The following is a 15,040-nucleotide window of genomic DNA, read 5'->3' as shown; positions in this document are numbered from 1 at the left end:
CGCCATCGTGCGATCTCAACCAGAGTTGAGGTCAAACGCCCGGGCGAAGGCGCAACCGATCCTGCTCTGCTTTCGGAATGCCTCAATTCCGGAAGCAGACTCCGAGGGTGGCTTCCGGAAACACAATCCCAGAGATCGCGCAAGTCCTCTGCACAGCTTCCGGAAACACAACCCGGTCCCGGACCGTCGTGCTCCCCCGGCCCGTACGCGGCGATCCTCGACGACTACGCCACCGCGCTCGAGCGCTCGCCGCTGGCTGACTCCAGCGAAATCAAGTCACCGGTCATGGTGTCGCTCGGTGAACCTCCGCCAGCAGCCGGGCGTATGCCGAGACCAGAGGTGAGCTCTCGGTCCTGCGCCAGGCGAGGACCAGGCGGCTCGGCGGGGCGTCGGTGATCGGGCGGAAGACCACGCCCTCCGCGGGAGAGCGCTGCGCGACCCGGGCGGGCACCATCGCCACGGCGCCGTCCCACAGCACGGCGTGCATGCACTCGTCCACCGAACGGACCTCCGGTCCGCCCGCATCGCCGACCGGCTGCCAGAACGCGCGCCAGTGCGCGTCCGCCTCCGCCGGGAGCCGCACCCACGAGCACCCGGCGAGGTCGGCGAGGCGTACGGCCCGCGCCCCGGACAGCGGGTGATCGGCGGGGAGCACGACGACGCACGGCTCCTCGGTCACCTCCTGGAGAACTAGACCGGTGGTGTCGAACGGGGCCCGGGTGACCGCGAGATCGACGGCGCCGGCCGCCAGTCCCATCGTCGGATCGGAGAAACCGCCCTGGCGGAGCTCGACCCGCGCTCCGGGATGGGCCTGCCGGAAGACTGGCGCGACCCGCGCCGACAACGTCTGCTCGCCGGGTCCGAGCACGCCGACCACCAGGCGCTGCGCGCCCGCCGCGGCGCGGACCCGTTCGCGTGCGGAGTCGACCCTGGCCAGCAGGTCGCGGGCTTCGGTCAGCAGGATCTCGCCGGGCCGGGTGAGGCACATCCCGGCAGGCGTCCGCTCGAACAGCGCACAGCCCAGCTCCGCCTCGAGTTCGCGGATGCGCTGGCTCAGCGGCGGCTGCGACATATGCAGCCTGCGGGCGGCTCGCCCGACGTTGCCCTCCTCGGCGACCGTCACGAAGTACAGCAGCCGCCGCAGGTCCACGCAGGCACGATATCAGCGTGTTGACCACCCGGTCCGAGACGGACTTAGACACCGCCGCTGCGACTGGGATGTGATCGGAGCATGTGCTACAAACATCCATCCGACCTGAATCTGATCCCCCGCCTGAAGGATCTGGCGCCTGCCGAGGCATCGGCCTTCCTCGATTTCCACAACGCCGTGGGCCGCTCCAGCGGGGCGGTCCCGCCCCGCTACCGGGAGCTCGTCGCGATCGGGGTCGCGCTGACCACTCAGTGCGAGTACTGCATCGACACCCACACCCGCCAGGCACGTGAGGCCGGAGCCACGGCCGAGGAGCTCGCCGAGACCGCTCTCGTGGCCGCCGCCGTACGGGCGGGCGGGACCCTCGCGCACGCCCTTCTCATGATCCGGCTGCACGACGAGGCACGTGACGGGGTACATCGCGAGGTGCGCGGCGAGGCGGCGGCCGATGCGTAGGCTGCTGCGGAGGGTCACCCGGCTGTGCGGCCGGTGCGCGACGGCCTGCACGCCGCGCCGGTTCAGGTGGCGCCGGTGACCTTCCGGTCGTCCCGACAGGTGGCACGACCGCCGGCGGAACCGGGATAGCCGGAGAACCGGTGACCTGCCGGCGGCGACGGCATCCCGCCGGTCCTCGGCCTGACCGGCGGCAACCGCGGGCGACGTCACCCGGCTCATGCCGCTGGCTCAAGGGGATCCCGCCGTTGCCAGGGCCGGCGCGGGCGGCCCCGGCAACGGCCGAAGACCTTGTCCGCCGACCGCGGCTACGACCATGACAAGTACCGGCGCATGGTCTGGGTCAAGGGCGTGAAGCCCGTCATCGCCCGCCGGGGCACCCCGCACGGTTGGGCCGCCCGCATGGCGGAGCGGCGGATCGTGTGGTCCATCGCCCCTCCTGCAAAACGCTTCTCACCGGTCCGTCCATCACCGCTGTATGAGGCGGGGCCGCCGCCCGGTTGGGCGCTCCGAATGCGCGCGCCGGCCGTACCGGGTGGTGCCCCGTGGTTTGTACACCGCCAAGACCATGGCCGAAAGCAGCACCAGCAGGCCACCGCCGGAGTGCAGGACCAGGGAGATCCGCAGCTCCCGCAGGTCGGCGCCGGACGGCCCTGTCATCGCGGCCGCGTCCGCCACTGCACCGATCACCCCCAGCTGCATCACCAGGACGCCGATCGCAAAAACGGTCAGCGCGAGTTTGGCCAGCACCCAGTAGTGCCGAAACAGCCCCCACGGGGTGCCGAGCGAGGAGACGACGCCGCTCAGCAGAGTAGCGAAGGCCAGCGGGACGATCGCCGCCCAGGTGATCACCTCCATCGCCGGGTAGAGCCCGCGTCCCCTCGGGGCGTCCTGGCCGCTCAGGCCGGTGACGGCGAGCGCCAGGAAGCAGACGACCGCGCCGAGCCAGCCCGCCGAGGAGGTGACGTGCACGGTGAGGGCGAGCTTGCGCACCGCCGGGGCCATGGTCACGGCCCGCCCATGTGGCGCGCTGCGCCGGCGACCAGGGCCGTCCGGTGAGCGCCGTCGCCGGACGGCAGGTGACGGCCGGGGCCGTGCTCGCCGCCGCTGATCAGGATCACGGCGATGGCGAGCAGCACCAGGACGACCACCGTGATCGCCGCTACCTTCACCCAGCGGGGCGTCGGCCCGCGGTCGCCGCCCGTGCCGTCACTGCCCGCAGAGGGCGGAGGGTCGGTCATGTGCGTCTCCTGTGCCGTAGGTGCCCGCCAGGACGTTCTCCCACCAGTTTTTCGAGACAGTATGTCTATGTCAATACATCATGTGTCAATATCGGCGATGCGTAGACTGAAGCGGTGCCGAAGCTGTGGAACGAGACCATCGAGGCGCACCGCCGCGCGGTACGCGAGGCGACCTTGGACACCACCGCGGCGCTGGTGGCCGCGCACGGGCTGCGATCGGTGACGATGTCACGAATCGCCGAGGAGACAGGCATCGGGCGCGCGACGCTGTACAAGTACTTCCCGGACGTGGAGGCGATCTTGACTGCCTGGCACGAGCGCCAGGTCGCCGGTCACCTGGCCCGTCTGTCCGAGCTACGCGATCGGGCCGACGGCGCCGGAGCGCGGCTCGAAGCGGTGCTCGAGGCCTACGCCCTCATCCAGTACGAGCATCCCGGTGGTGAGGTGGCGGCGCTGCTGCACCGGGGTGAGCATGTGGCCCGGGCACAGCGGCACCTGCGTGATTTCCTGCAGGATCTGCTGGCCGAGGGCGTGCAGGCCGGACAGCTGCGTGACGACGTCGCCCCGGAGGAGCTGGCGGGCTACTGCATGCACGCCTTGGCGGCGGCCGGCGGCCTGCCGTCCACCGACGCGGTCCGCCGACTCGTCATGGTCACCGTGTCGGGGTTGCGTCCTGCGCCTGCCGGCCGGGGTGCGTCCCGTCTGGGGGGTCAGCCGAGTGTGGTGAGCAGTTCCTGACGAGCCCGCTCACAGTCGCGGCAGGCCTGGGGTGCAGACCGGCGCGCTGAGCCTCCCCCTCGGCACCGATATTCCTTCCGAGCCGATCGCGACCCGTTCAGCGAGGGCGAGCGTGGCGGCCACCCGTACGGCGGTGCCGGCCGCGCGCTCGGCTGCGTGCGGAGCGCCTTGACATCGGCGGGCCGTTCCGGCCGATCAGACGCCTGTTCAGGAGCCGCCTACCGGTGACCGCTCCCCCGACGGCCGCGCCGACAGCCGTCAGGAGGATCCCGGTGGAGATGCCGCCGGAGTCGTCGACCGCTGAGGAAGCGGCGGCTTCGGCTCTGGTGGTCTGTATCGGAGCGGGAGAGGCGGCCGGAGTCTTCACCCCGGTCTGAGCGCTTCCCGCCGGAGGGGGCGCGGTCTTCTCCGGTTCGGCTTCGGCCTCGTGCGGGATGGTCACGGGTTCGGCGGGGTCGGTGTCCCTGATCGACCAGGCGCGGGTGGAGAACGGCACCGGGTGGTTCTTCTTGCCGACGCCCGGGCCCCACTTGGTGATGACGTAGTCGACCTTGATGTGGCCCAGACCGCCGTTGCCGTGCACGGTCAGCGTGCGCGGGTCGAAGGTGCCGCCGGTGAGGTCGGCGAAGGTCTTGGCGTCCAGATCGAGCATGATGCCGCGGCCGGAGGGCTCGCCGGGGCCGCGGTCGCCGACGAAGAAGGGGGCCTTCTTGCCCTTGTGGACGACGTAGCCCTCGGTCAGCAGCGGCCAGCTCGGGCTGGCGGCCAGGCCCTTCTGCATGGGCTTGCCGGAGGCGGGCAGGCCGGTGTCGCCGGCGCGGCCGGAGCCGTCGTCCCAGAAGTAGGAGGCGGTGGTGGAGCCCTTCAGCATGACCTGCTGATCGTTGTCCGCCTGCGCGGCGCCGGCGGCCGGGGGCGCTCCGGTGGCCAGGGCCAGTCCGACCGCAACGGTCAGCACGCGGGAACGGCCGGTACGGCGGACGGCTGGAGCCATGAGGAAAGCAGACCCTCCAGGGGAAGACACGGGTGTCCTCGACCGGGGCGGCGCCGGATACGCCGTTGAGCGGTCGTCTTCTCCACTGGACCCGCCGAACGTAGCGGGAACAGGAGCGCGGAGGGTGCCGAAGGGTTGCCGGGACCATAGACCGATCAGCCGCTGCAGGCCGTCGGGGTGCGGCAGATCGTCGTTCATGCCGGAAACGAGTGGAGTCCTTCCCCCCAACCGGGGGAAGGACTCCACTCGTTTGCGGCGGCGGTTCCTATCTGAAGCCGCGCAGGCGCAGGCTGTTGGTGACCACGAACACGCTGGAGAACGCCATCGCCGCTCCTGCGATCATCGGATTGAGCAGGCCGAGGGCGGCCAGCGGCAGGGCGGCCACGTTGTAGGCGAAGGCCCAGAACAGGTTGCCCTTGATGGTGGCCAGGGTCCGCCGGGACAGTCGGATCGCGTCCGCGGCCACCCGCAGGTCGCCGCGGACCAGGGTCAGATCGGAGGCCTCGATGGCGGCGTCGGTGCCGGTGCCCATCGCAAGTCCCAGGTCGGCCTGGGCGAGCGCGGCGGCGTCGTTGACCCCGTCGCCCACCATGGCCACCGTACGGCCCTGCTCCTGCAGCCGCTTGACCACGTCCACCTTGTCGGCGGGCAGCACCTCGGCGATCACCTCGTCGATGCCCACCTCGGCCGCGACCGTCCTGGCGACGGCCTCGTTGTCGCCGGTCAGCAGCACCGGGGTCAAGCCCAGCGCGCGCAGTCGCCGGACGGCTTCGGCGGAGGTCGCCTTGACGGTGTCGGCGACGACCAGGACCGCGCGGGCCCGGCCGTCCCAGCCGACCGCGACCGCGGTGCGGCCCGCCGCCTGCGCCTCGGCGAGCTTGCGCTCCAGCTCGACCGGCAGGTGCTGGGACCACTCGGCCAGCAGTTGCGGGCGGCCGACGAGCACGGCGTGGCCGTCGACGACGCCCCGCACGCCCAGCCCCTCGATGTTGGCGAAGTCCTCGGGGAAGGGCAGCTCACCCACCTGCTCGGCCGCGCCGCGGGCGATCGCCTGGGCGATGGGGTGCTCGGAGGCGTGCTCCAGGGCGCCCGCCAGGCGCAGCACCTCCTCGGCGTCCTCACCGTCGGCCTGGTGCACGTCGACGAGGGTCATCCTGCCCTCGGTGACGGTGCCGGTCTTGTCCAGCACCACGGTGTCGATCTTCTGGGTCGATTCGAGGACCTCGGGGCCCTTGATCAGGATGCCGAGCTGGGCGCCGCGGCCGGTGCCGACCAGCAGCGCGGTCGGGGTGGCCAGGCCCAGCGCGCAGGGGCAGGCGATGATCAGTACGGCGACCGCGGCGGTGAAGGCCGCCCCGGCGCCGTCACCGGTGCCGAGCCAGAAGCCGAGCGTGCCGACGGCCAGCGCGATCACGATGGGGACGAAGATCCCGGAGATGCGGTCGGCCAGGCGCTGCACCTGGGCCTTGCCGGTCTGGGCGTCTTCGACCAGCCTGGCCATCTGGGCGAGCTGGGTGTCGGCGCCCACGCGGGTGGCGCGCACCACCAGGCGTCCGCCGGCGTTGACGGTCGCGCCGACCACGGTGTCGCCGGGCCGCACCTCCACCGGCACCGACTCGCCGGTCAGCATGGAGGCGTCCACCGCCGAGGAGCCCTCCTCCACCACGCCGTCGGTGGCGATCTTCTCGCCGGGCCGGACCACGAAGCGGTCCCCGACCACCAGCTGGTTGCTGGGGATGCGGACCTCGGTGCCGCCGCGCAGCACGGCGACGTCCTTGGCGCCCAGTTCCAGCAGCGCCCGCAGGGCGGCGCCGGCGCGGCGCTTGGAGCGCGCCTCGAAGTAGCGCCCGGCCAGGATGAACGCGGTCACCCCGGCGGCGGCCTCCAGGTAGATGTTGCCCGAGCCGTCGGTGCGCTCGATGGTGAACGCGAACGGGTGGGTCATCCCCGCCGTGCCCGCGCTGCCGAAGAACAGCGCCCACAACGACCAGCCGAGCGCGGCGATCGTGCCGAGCGAGACCAGGGTGTCCATGGTGGCGGCGCCGTGCCGCAGGTTGGTCCAGGCGGCCTTGTGGAACGGCCAGCCCGCGTAGACCACGACCGGAGCGGCCAGGGTGAGCGACAGCCACTGCCAGTGGGTGAACTGCAGGGGCGGGATCATCGCCATCGCTATCACCGGCACGGCCAGCACGACGGAGGTGATCAGGCGGGCGCGCAGCGACGCGAGTTCGTCGGCCGCCTCCTGCGGGGCGGCCTGCCCGGCGGTGTGCCCGGCGGGCGGGGCGGGCAGCGCGGCGCTGTAGCCGGCCTGCTCCACCTGCTCGATCAGCGTCTGCGGGTCGAGGCCCTCGGGGAAGGTGACCTTGGCCTTCTCGGTGGCGTAGTTGACCGTCGCGGTCACGCCGTCGAGCTTGTTGAGCTTGCGCTCGATGCGGTTGGCGCAGGACGCGCAGGTCATGCCGCCGATGGAGAGCTCGACCGCGCCGGTGGCGGCCGGTGGTCTGTCGTCGGTCACGGGGGACATCGACGTCACCGTTCCTTTCTCGCGTCGCGCATGTGCGTCAGTGCGTGTGCTCGCCGTGCGAGCCGGACTTCTCAGGGGTTGCTGCGGGCCGCGGCGTGGGCGCCGTGTCGGCAGGACGGGCGGGGGTCGCCGTCGGGGCCGGGCTCTGGCCGGCGTGGGCGGTGAAGGCCGCGGTCCGCACGACTCCCTCGTGCTGGAAGTCCAGGAAGAGCCGGTAGTCGCCGCGGCTGGGCACCTCGGCGTGGAAGGTGATGCCCGGACCGGCCGCCGTCGTGCCGTCGCCGGGCTCGCCGTCGGGGTGCACGTGCAGGTAGGCCAGGTCTCCGGCGCGCAGCGCGACCAGGTGCCCGTAGGCGCCCAGGTACGGCTGCAGGTCGGTGACCGGCTTGCCGTCCTTGCTCACCGTCAGCGTCAGGGCGCTGGAGGCGCCGGGGACCAGCTCCCCGCCCAGCTCCACCGTGTAGCCGTCGACCGTGGCGGTGCGGCTCACCTCGGGCAGCGCCCTGGGCGTGTAGTCACCGGCGGCGTGCAGGTCCGTTCCCAAGGTCAGCCCATGGCCGCCTTCGGGGGCGAAGTCGGCGAACGCCCGGTAGACGCCCGCCTCCGGCAGGGTCAGCTTCACCGACCAGGTTCCGTCGGCGGCCTTGGCCGGGTGCAGGTGCTGGAAGTCGCCCAGATCGCGGGAGACCACGATGAGGTGAAGCTGCTTGCCGTGCTGGGTCTGATAACCGGTCAGCGGCCGGCCGTCGGGCCCGGTGACGGTGAACCGGAAGTCGGTGGCCTCGCCGGGTGGGACGGTCGTCGTCTGCGGGGTGAGGGTGTAGCCGCTTTCGGACATCTGAAGGCCTCCTGGAAGGGACGCCGGGGCCGCCGCGGCGGGTCGGCGGGGAGTCGCGCTCGGGGCCTCGTGGACGGTGTGGGGTTGCGCGGCGGGTGGGGAGGCGACAGCGCCGACGGCGTTGCCGATCCCCAGCGCCCCACCGAAGACCACGGCGAGTCCGAGGGCGTAGGCCCCCAGCTTGGCGGGGGTGTTCACGACGGCGTCACCACTTCGTACCCGGCCTCCTCCACGGCGGCCGCGACCGCGGCGGGGTCGATCGGGCCGTCGCTGTCGACGCTCACCCGGCCGGCGGCCAGGTCGACGTCGACACCGGTGACGCCGGGGACGGCGCCGACCTCTTCGGTGACCGAGCTGACGCAGTGGCCGCAGGTCATCCCGGCGACGGTGTAGGTGGTGGTCATGATGATCACTCCTTGTCGTTGCTGGTCGATCTAGTGGTCAGGGTGGTCAGGAGCGCACCAGGCGGGCGATGGCCTCGGAGGCCTCTTTGACCTTGGCCTCGGCCTCGGCGCCGCCCTTGGCGGTGGCGTCGGCCACGCAGTGGGCCATGTGCTCCTCCAGCAGGGCCAGGGCGAAGGACTGCAGGGCCCGGTTGGCCGCCGAGACCTGGGTGAGGATGTCGATGCAGTACTTGTCCTCCTCGACCATCCGCTGCAGGCCGCGAACCTGCCCCTCGATGCGGCGCAGCCGCCTGAGGTGGTCCTGCCTGTCGTGGGTGTATCCCGCCATGTCCCCGCCTCCCGGTCATCGTGCTCTCATCTCTCACAACACCATACCCCCCTACCGTATTTCGATTCTCGTGGATTCATTCGACGCAACCGGCCGGTAGCGGGCGGAGCGCAGCCGGACATCGGTCCGTGCGGTTGCTCCAGAAGCCGTCCGCACCACCGATCACGGCGATCTCACTGTCGTGGCCCGGTCGGCTGCCGACTTCTCCCGCCGCTTCACCAAGGACGTGGGCATCACCCCCGGCCGCTACGTCGAGCAGATCCGGGTCAGAGCCGCCCAGGTGCTGCTGGAGACCCGCGACGACACGTCCACGTTGTCCTGTTGTCTCCTCGCCCTGCACGACAGGCGTGCCACCCGGAGGAGACCTCCGGGTGGCACGCCCGATGATCCTGATCAAAACGGTCCGCTGTGATGACGGCCTGCCGCGCTGCGCGGGTGGACACCCGGGCGGGCGACGTGGGCCGGCTCAGGCCCTGACCGCCTCCTGCCGCGCGTCCGTCTCGGTGGTCGCCGGCTTGGGGCGGCGCATGAGCAGCACCGTCAGGACCGCCCCGGCCGCCGCGACGGTCCCGGCGCCGATGAAGGCGGCCTGGAAGCCGCCGGTGAGCCGGGGCAGGTCGCCGAGCCGGTCGGCGCCGGAGGAGGTGGCGATCGCGGTCATGACCGCCAGGCCGAGCGCGGAGCCGACCTGGTAGGTGGTGTTGACGATGCCGGAGGCCAGCCCGCTGTCCTCCGGCCGCGCTCCGGACATGGCCGACATCATCGCCGGGATGTAGGCCAGGGACATGCCGACCGCGGCCACCAGCGAGGCGGGCAGCACGTCGGCGGCGAACGCCCCGTCGGGGCGCACCAGCGACAGGCCCGCCACGCCCGCGGCCAGGATCAGCAGGCCACCGGTGATGAGCGGCTTGGCGCCGAAGCGGCCGAGCAGCCGGGCGGTGATGGCGATCATGAAGATCATGATGGCGACGGTCATCGGCAGCAGCGCCGCGCCGCTGGCGAAGGCGCCGTAGCCCAGCACCTGCTGGAGATAGAGGTTGAGGAAGTACCACATCGGGATCCATGCCGCCCCCAGCAGCGCCATGGCCAGGTTGGCGGTGGCCAGGCCCGGGGTGCGCCAGATCGCGAGCGGCATGAGCGGCTCGCGCACGCTGCGCTGGATGAGCAGGAACGCCACCAGGAGTGCGACGGCCCCGGCCAGCTCCAGCACGGTGGCGGCCGAGCTCCAGCCCTGTTCGGGGGCGCGCACGATGGCGAACACGGCCAGTGCGATGCCCGCGGTGACCGCGGCTGCGCCGAGCAGATCGAGCGAGCCGCGCCGGCCGGCGACGGCCGGGAGCAGGGCGGGGACGGCCGCCAGCGTGGCCAGGCCGATCGGGACGTAGACGATGAACACCCACGGCCAGCTCAGGTATTCGGTGATGACGCCGCCGAGGAAGACGCCGGCGGTGCCGCCCGCGGGCGCGGCGGCGCCGTACAGGGCCATGGCCTTGCCCAGTTCTCGCTGGTCGTGACCGAACAGCATCATGAGCAGCGTCATCGCGGCGGGGGCGATGAGCGCGCCGCCGACGCCTTGCACGGCCCGGCCGAGGATCTCGACCCAGGCGGTGCCGGCCGCCGCGGCGACGACGGATCCGGCGATCAGGATGATCCAGCCGGTGGTGAAGACCTTCCGGGCGCCGAACAGGTCCGACAGCCGGCCGCCGAGCAGCAGCAGGCCGCCGAAGGCGACGACGTAGGCGTTGAACACCCACTGCAGGCCGCCGGGGCTGAAGCCCAGGTCGGCCTGCATGTCGGGTAGCGCGACGCCGATGATGGAGGTGTCCATGATGACCATGAACTGTGCGGCGGCCAGCACGATGAGTGCCTGCCACCTGCGGGGACTGACGGCGTTCATGCCGTTCTCCTGGTTTCTCGCCTCCGTGCCGAAAGATGGCAGGATGCGTCGTAGGGGGTTGGGTGGATGTCGATTCGGACCGGCCCCGCGGGTGGGCGTGCATGCCAGTGCACGCCCACCGTCTGTTGTCCGGGACCGTCCTTTATGGGCCTTCAGGCGGAGGCGGGCGCCGCGCCGGCCAGGGTGTAGCCGGCCCGCTCCACGGCCGCGCGGACCTGCTCGTCGGAGAATCCCGCACCGCTGACGCTGACCTCGCCGGCGGGCAGGTCCACCCCCACACCGGTCACGCCCGGGATCCGGCCGACCTGCGCCGAGACCGACGAGACGCAGTGCCCGCAGGTCATGCCGGTGACCGTGTAGACGGTGCCCGCGCCGGTCCCGACCGGGGCGGAGGTGGTGTCCGTGGTGCTGCAGGAGCATGCCGTGCACATGGGCGCCTTCCCTTCATGTACCCCAGTGGGGTATCTGCTGTCGGGTCGCAACATACCCCTATGGGGTTTCATTCCTCAAGTGGCGGCCGACATCCGACATCCGGCGGGCCGCACCTGGCCGACGTGCTCGCAAGGCGTGCAGGGCCGGGTGCCACGCGGCGTTGCGGCAGCTGCGCCTCCTGCGGCGATCGCCCTGATCCGCGAGCACCTGACCGCCGAGGCGGCCGGCTTCAGCAGGGGCGACTACGACCAGCACGCCGGACACGGCCGACCCCACCCCGGACGCTTCTACCGTCAGCGCCAACGACTCCCGGGTTCCTCAGCACCGGCGCCGGCGAAGACGAGACCGAGTTCGTAGGCGAGGATCGCCGCCTGGGTGCGGTCACGGGCGCCGAGCTTGTCCAGGACGTTGCCGACGTGCGTCTTGACCGTCTCCGTCGTCACGTGCAGGGCCGCCGCGATCTCCGCGTTGTTCCGTCCGAGCGCGATGTGCCGCAGGACGTCCAGCTCGCGTGGAGTCAGCCCGACCGGCGTGCGCGGTTCGGCCGTACCGAGATGCGGGGAGGCGATGCGGCGCAGCGCGTCGGGGAAGAGCACCGCGTCGCGTGCGTGCACCAGCCGGACGGCCTCCACCAGCTCGCCGGCGGGCGCGCGTTTGAGCACGTACCCGGCGGCGCCGGCGCGCAGGGCGCCCCAGACCAGCTGGTCGTTCTCGAACGTGGTGACCACGATGACGCGCGTCGCCGGGCAACGCCGGGCGAGTTCCCGGGTCGCGTCCAGGCCGTCCATACGGGGCATGCGGATGTCCATCAGCACGACGTCGGCGCCGGCGCCGGCCTCGACGGCCTGGTGGCCGTCGGCCGCCTCGCCCACCACCGCGATGTCGTCGTGCAGGGAGAGCATGGTCGTCCATCCCGAACGGATCAGCTTCTCGTCGTCGGCCAGGACGACCCGGATCACAGCGGCAGCCTCGCCTGAACGCGCCATGTCCCGCCCGCCTCCTCCCAGGTGAACGTCCCGCCGGCCAGGCGGGCCCGCATGCGCATGCCGGTCAGGCCGCGGCCCTGCCCGCCGCAGGCGCCTGCGGTCGCGTTGGCCACGGTCAGGATCAGGTCGGCCTCGACGGCGACGTCGAGCGTGACCGGGCCGTGCCCGTGGCGCAGGGCGTTGGTGAGCGCCTCCCGGGCGATGGCGAAGGCCGCGCGCGAGGTCGCGGCCGGCACCTTGTCGAGGGGGCCGACGCTCGCGTGCACGTCGAGGCCGCGGGTGAGGGCGCCGAGCGCCTCCAGTGTGGGCGCTTCGGCCGTGGTGCCGTCGTCGAGCACGCTCAACAGCACGTCGAGGTCCTGCTGGGCGTGGCGGGCGGTGGTCGTCAGATGCTCCAGCGACTGCGCGGCGAGCGCGGGCGCGGTCCGCTGCAGCGCCGCCTGGGCAGCCATGGCCTGCACCAGGACGACGCTGAGGGCATGGCCGACCGAATCGTGCAGCTCCAGGGCGAGGCTCTGGCGGCGGCCGAGTTCGCCGATCAGCCGGGACGGCTCGGTGCGCAGCAGTCGGCGGGCTGCCCAGCGCTGGCCGAATCCTGCGGCGACCATCGCCGCCAGCACGGCGGCGGCGAGCAGGAGCACCTCGGCCAGCTCGCCCGGCGCCGGGCGCCACAGCCCGCCGAACGGGACCAGCCCGGGAGACAACGCCAGCACACCCGCACTGAGCGTGGCGCCGCCGTACAGGTGCAGACCGGTCAGGGCGGTCAGGTAGAGGCGATCGGCTCGCTCGGGCACGTCGACGTCGAGCAGTTCCGACAGCGCGACCACCTCCAGACGCCGCATCAGCGGCGTCATGGCCAGCAACACCGCGGCGGGCAGGCACACCGCCCACAGCACCAGCACCCGCCCCGGCGTCAGCTCGTTCACGATCGGCAGCCCGAGCGCCACGGCGAGCGGAGTCAGCAGCGCGGCGCCCAGCACCTGGTAGATCCCGGCCCTCACGGCCTGGGCGATACGGCGCTTCACGACGACCGACGTTAGCCGACGCCCCGCCCGGCTGCCTCCCTCGCCAGGGGGAGGCGGCCCGCTCCGGCCGTTCCTAGCGTGGGCGGCATGACGAGAACTGCTAGGGCCCCCGGCGCGGGGCCGCCGCCCGCGGTGACCACCGGAACGGAAGAATCGGCGACGGCCGGTGCACCAGTGGTCACCGGGCGGCTGCGCACCGCGTGGAGGGCCGCTCATGCTCCGGTGCCCGGGGTCCCCCGCTGGGCGCGGCTCGCCGCCTACGCCGTCCCGTTCACCGTCCTGCCGTCCAGCCTCTGGCGGCTCCCGCTCGTGTTCCGCGACGGGGTCGGGTTCGGCGAGCGGGCCTACATCGTCTCCCTTTCGGTCGTGTCGGAGCTGGTGGCGTTCACCGCCGTCGGGTTGGTCGCCGCCTGGGGAGAGCGGTTCCCGCGCTGGATTCCCGGGTTGCGTGGCCGCACAGTGCCAACGCCGGTCGCCGTCATCCCCGCGGCCCTCGGCGCCGTGGTCCTGACGGCCTTGTGGACCTACGCTTTCGTCACCGTGCCCGCCGGGGTCACCCTCGGCGGTGAGCCGATTCCCGCGGACTTCCCCACACAAGCGGGCGGTTGGGAGGCCGCGATCTTCTACCTCTGCTACCTGCCGCTTCTGCTGTGGGGGCCACTGCTCGCCGCCGTCACCTACGCCTACCACCAGCGCCGCAGGAAGCACTGATCTCGTTGGCCGGGTCGGCGCGCAGGCCCTCGATCCAGAACCGGCCCGCGGTGTAGCCGGCCACATACAGGGCGATGCCGCGGCGGCGGCAGGCGATCCACATGCCCACCCCGCCCAGGGCCACGGCGCCCCAGATGCCCAGACCGCGCCAGCCCGGCCCGGACTCGCTCCAGATCAAGAGCGCGTCGACAGGTGCCAGACGCCCTCGGGCGGGCTGGGGATCGCGGCGAGGGTCAGGGCAGGCATCAGGTTCCGATCAGCGGTGAGGGAAGAGCCGCCGGGCGGATCACCGGCGGCCGGGGGCGGTTATCCGCGCGGGGCGTACATGATGACCACCACCCCCACCAGGCAGATCAGCGCGCCGATCACGTCCCAGCGGTCGGGGCGGAAGCCGTCCATGACGATGCCCCAGACCAGGGATCCGGCGACGAACACGCCGCCGTAGGCGGCCAGGATCCGCCCGAAGTGCGCATCGGGCTGGAAGGTGGCCACGAACCCGTAGGCGGCCAGGGCCAGGATCCCGGCGGCGATCCACGCTGGGCCGCGGTGCTCGCGCCAGCCCTGCCAGATGAGCCAGGCGCCGCCGATCTCGAAGACGGCGGCCAGGGCGAACAGCACCAGCGAGCGGACGATCGTCATGACCGGCTATCCCAGCACAGGCGGCGGGCCGGACCATGACCGGCCCACCGCCGCGGCGCGGCGGGCGGTCAGCATCCGCAGCCACCGCCGCATCCGCAGCTGACTCCAGAGGCGGCGGCCTGACGGGCGGTGCGGCGCCGGTGCAGCCACCACATGCCCGCCGCGGCGGCGATCAGCAGCCCGGAGACGGCCAGCAGGGCGTTTTCCACCAGTGCGGCGCCGGCTCCGGTCAGCAGGCCGCCCGCGATCAGCAGCGGCAGGGCGCAGCAGACCGCGCACGCCAGCACGGCCAGGGCGGCGGTGACCTTGCTGCGGGTGGGGGGCGCGTTGTCCGGGCCCGCGGGGCGGCGAGCGGCGGTCGTGGGCAGGGTGGGGCGGTCGGTGGGCAGGGTCATCGGGTTTCTCCTCCGGCCAGGTCGGCGAACGGCAGCGGGCAGTCGGCGCAGGTGCAGGTGCAGGTGCAGGTGCAGGGGGTGAGGCTGTCGCAGCGGGCGGCCACGACCTGCTCCAGGGCGGTGCGGATGGTGGTCAGGTCGGTGATGCGGGCGTCGACTCCGGCGAGTTCGGTTTTGGCGCGTTCTTGCCGCCCGCATACACGCGCACGCCGGTGTGGCCGAGGCGGGCGAAAGCGGCCGCAGTGGTCTTGGAGCGTCCACGGTCTTGGAGCGTCCACAGGCCGG

At 72.4% G+C, this 15,040-nt stretch carries 20 protein-coding genes; 4 read left to right on the top strand and 16 right to left on the bottom strand.

Translation table 11 applies throughout. The annotated features are described in order from the left end of the window. Positions 1-283: 283 nt before the first annotated feature. The gene (locus HS041_RS28715) at positions 284-1,150 is read right to left on the bottom strand and encodes a LysR family transcriptional regulator (protein WP_196443955.1); all 867 of its coding nucleotides are present in this window, start codon (positions 1,148-1,150) and stop codon (positions 284-286) included. 81 nt (positions 1,151-1,231) lie between these two features. Here HS041_RS28715 and HS041_RS28710 point away from each other — a divergent pair, with 81 nt between their 5' ends. Beyond that, positions 1,232-1,606: a carboxymuconolactone decarboxylase family protein gene (locus tag HS041_RS28710; RefSeq protein ID WP_196443954.1), complete on the top strand. Its 375-nt coding sequence runs from the start codon at positions 1,232-1,234 to the stop codon at positions 1,604-1,606. 465 nt (positions 1,607-2,071) lie between these two features. Here the strand turns inward: HS041_RS28710 and HS041_RS28705 are convergent, their stop codons facing one another. Continuing rightward, entirely contained in the window at positions 2,072-2,614 is a 543-nt protein-coding gene (locus HS041_RS28705) for a hypothetical protein (protein WP_196443953.1), read from the bottom strand. After that, a complete protein-coding gene (locus HS041_RS28700; protein WP_196443952.1) occupies positions 2,611-2,844 on the bottom strand; it encodes a hypothetical protein in 234 nt (77 codons plus the stop codon). Before HS041_RS28700 ends, HS041_RS28705 begins: the two co-directional genes overlap by 4 nt. 114 nt (positions 2,845-2,958) lie before the next feature. Between HS041_RS28700 and HS041_RS28695 the strand changes: the two genes are divergently transcribed. Further along, positions 2,959-3,582, top strand: coding sequence for a TetR/AcrR family transcriptional regulator (locus HS041_RS28695; RefSeq protein WP_196443951.1), 624 nt, complete (start codon positions 2,959-2,961; stop codon positions 3,580-3,582). A gap of 97 nt (positions 3,583-3,679) precedes the next feature. Here HS041_RS28695 and HS041_RS38770 read toward each other — a convergent pair whose 3' ends face one another. The 5 genes from HS041_RS38770 to HS041_RS28670 all read right to left on the bottom strand — a co-directional run bounded on the left by HS041_RS38770 (position 3,680) and on the right by HS041_RS28670 (position 8,670). Further along, a complete protein-coding gene (locus HS041_RS38770) occupies positions 3,680-4,576 on the bottom strand; it encodes a hypothetical protein (RefSeq protein WP_230879836.1) in 897 nt (298 codons plus the stop codon). A 265-nt stretch (positions 4,577-4,841) separates the two neighbouring features. After that, on the bottom strand, positions 4,842-7,100 hold the full coding sequence (locus tag HS041_RS28685; protein ID WP_196443950.1) for a heavy metal translocating P-type ATPase: 2,259 nt from the start codon (positions 7,098-7,100) through the stop codon (positions 4,842-4,844). Between the two features lie 37 nt (positions 7,101-7,137). Beyond that, positions 7,138-8,136 (bottom strand): DUF8832 domain-containing protein, encoded by a 999-nt coding sequence (locus tag HS041_RS28680; protein WP_196443949.1) that lies wholly within the window; start codon positions 8,134-8,136, stop codon positions 7,138-7,140. Then, a complete protein-coding gene (locus tag HS041_RS28675; RefSeq protein WP_230879835.1) occupies positions 8,133-8,342 on the bottom strand; it encodes a heavy-metal-associated domain-containing protein in 210 nt (69 codons plus the stop codon). The genes HS041_RS28680 and HS041_RS28675 overlap by 4 nt, the downstream gene beginning before the upstream one ends. A 46-nt stretch (positions 8,343-8,388) precedes the next feature. After that, positions 8,389-8,670 (bottom strand): metal-sensitive transcriptional regulator, encoded by a 282-nt coding sequence (locus HS041_RS28670; protein ID WP_196443948.1) that lies wholly within the window; start codon positions 8,668-8,670, stop codon positions 8,389-8,391. A gap of 181 nt (positions 8,671-8,851) precedes the next feature. Between HS041_RS28670 and HS041_RS28665 the strand changes: the two genes are divergently transcribed. Next, positions 8,852-9,082 carry a hypothetical protein gene (locus HS041_RS28665; RefSeq protein ID WP_196443947.1) on the top strand — a complete coding sequence of 77 codons (231 nt, stop codon included), beginning with the start codon at positions 8,852-8,854 and terminating at the stop codon, positions 9,080-9,082. 54 nt (positions 9,083-9,136) lie between these two features. On the opposite strand, the gene HS041_RS28660 is transcribed toward HS041_RS28665, so the two are convergent. The 4 genes from HS041_RS28660 to HS041_RS40215 all read right to left on the bottom strand — a co-directional run bounded on the left by HS041_RS28660 (position 9,137) and on the right by HS041_RS40215 (position 13,010). After that, on the bottom strand, positions 9,137-10,567 hold the full coding sequence (locus HS041_RS28660; protein ID WP_196443946.1) for an MFS transporter: 1,431 nt from the start codon (positions 10,565-10,567) through the stop codon (positions 9,137-9,139). Positions 10,568-10,719: 152 nt separating this feature from the next. After that, on the bottom strand, positions 10,720-10,998 hold the full coding sequence (locus HS041_RS28655; protein WP_196443945.1) for a heavy-metal-associated domain-containing protein: 279 nt from the start codon (positions 10,996-10,998) through the stop codon (positions 10,720-10,722). Between the two features lie 294 nt (positions 10,999-11,292). Next, the gene (locus HS041_RS28650) at positions 11,293-11,958 is read right to left on the bottom strand and encodes a response regulator transcription factor (RefSeq protein ID WP_307845500.1); all 666 of its coding nucleotides are present in this window, start codon (positions 11,956-11,958) and stop codon (positions 11,293-11,295) included. Beyond that, a complete protein-coding gene (locus HS041_RS40215; RefSeq protein WP_196443943.1) occupies positions 11,955-13,010 on the bottom strand; it encodes a sensor histidine kinase in 1,056 nt (351 codons plus the stop codon). The genes HS041_RS28650 and HS041_RS40215 overlap by 4 nt, the downstream gene beginning before the upstream one ends. An 87-nt stretch (positions 13,011-13,097) precedes the next feature. On the opposite strand from HS041_RS40215, the gene HS041_RS28640 reads away from it, so the two are divergent. Then, complete coding sequence (locus HS041_RS28640; protein WP_196443942.1) at positions 13,098-13,721, top strand: hypothetical protein; 624 nt, start codon at positions 13,098-13,100, stop codon at positions 13,719-13,721. Here the strand turns inward: HS041_RS28640 and HS041_RS28635 are convergent. The 4 genes from HS041_RS28635 to HS041_RS28620 form a co-directional block, all read right to left on the bottom strand. Continuing rightward, a complete protein-coding gene (locus HS041_RS28635; RefSeq protein WP_196444402.1) occupies positions 13,684-13,899 on the bottom strand; it encodes a hypothetical protein in 216 nt (71 codons plus the stop codon). The genes HS041_RS28640 and HS041_RS28635 overlap by 38 nt on opposite strands. A 128-nt stretch (positions 13,900-14,027) precedes the next feature. Next, positions 14,028-14,360, bottom strand: a complete 333-nt coding sequence (locus tag HS041_RS28630; RefSeq protein ID WP_196443941.1) for a YnfA family protein — start codon at positions 14,358-14,360, stop codon at positions 14,028-14,030. Positions 14,361-14,428: 68 nt separating this feature from the next. After that, positions 14,429-14,755 (bottom strand): mercuric ion transporter MerT, encoded by a 327-nt coding sequence (merT, locus tag HS041_RS28625; protein ID WP_196443940.1) that lies wholly within the window; start codon positions 14,753-14,755, stop codon positions 14,429-14,431. Beyond that, a complete protein-coding gene (locus HS041_RS28620; RefSeq protein WP_196443939.1) occupies positions 14,752-15,033 on the bottom strand; it encodes a hypothetical protein in 282 nt (93 codons plus the stop codon). The genes merT and HS041_RS28620 overlap by 4 nt, the downstream gene beginning before the upstream one ends. Between the last annotated feature and the right edge of the window lie 7 nt (positions 15,034-15,040).

Source organism: Planomonospora sp. ID67723, from assembly GCF_015711605.1.
GTDB lineage: Bacteria > Actinomycetota > Actinomycetes > Streptosporangiales > Streptosporangiaceae > Planomonospora_A.
Note: the sequence above shows the minus strand (reverse complement) of the source record. Positions and strands in the feature narration are given on the sequence as shown.

Bases quoted from the DNA above. Each gene is read 5' to 3' on its own strand.
- HS041_RS28710 (WP_196443954.1), top strand. From the start codon at position 1,232: ATGTGCTACAAACATCCATCCGACCTGAATCTGATCCCCCGCCTGAAG.
- HS041_RS28700 (WP_196443952.1), bottom strand. From the start codon at position 2,844: ATGACCGACCCTCCGCCCTCTGCGGGCAGTGACGGCACGGGCGGCGAC.
- HS041_RS38770 (WP_230879836.1), bottom strand. From the start codon at position 4,576: ATGGCTCCAGCCGTCCGCCGTACCGGCCGTTCCCGCGTGCTGACCGTT.
- HS041_RS28685 (WP_196443950.1), bottom strand. From the start codon at position 7,100: ATGTCCCCCGTGACCGACGACAGACCACCGGCCGCCACCGGCGCGGTC.
- HS041_RS28675 (WP_230879835.1), bottom strand. From the start codon at position 8,342: ATGACCACCACCTACACCGTCGCCGGGATGACCTGCGGCCACTGCGTC.
- HS041_RS28670 (WP_196443948.1), bottom strand. From the start codon at position 8,670: ATGGCGGGATACACCCACGACAGGCAGGACCACCTCAGGCGGCTGCGC.
- HS041_RS28660 (WP_196443946.1), bottom strand. From the start codon at position 10,567: ATGAACGCCGTCAGTCCCCGCAGGTGGCAGGCACTCATCGTGCTGGCC.
- HS041_RS28655 (WP_196443945.1), bottom strand. From the start codon at position 10,998: ATGTGCACGGCATGCTCCTGCAGCACCACGGACACCACCTCCGCCCCG.
- HS041_RS28640 (WP_196443942.1), top strand. From the start codon at position 13,098: ATGACGAGAACTGCTAGGGCCCCCGGCGCGGGGCCGCCGCCCGCGGTG.
- HS041_RS28630 (WP_196443941.1), bottom strand. From the start codon at position 14,360: ATGACGATCGTCCGCTCGCTGGTGCTGTTCGCCCTGGCCGCCGTCTTC.
- merT (WP_196443940.1), bottom strand. From the start codon at position 14,755: ATGACCCTGCCCACCGACCGCCCCACCCTGCCCACGACCGCCGCTCGC.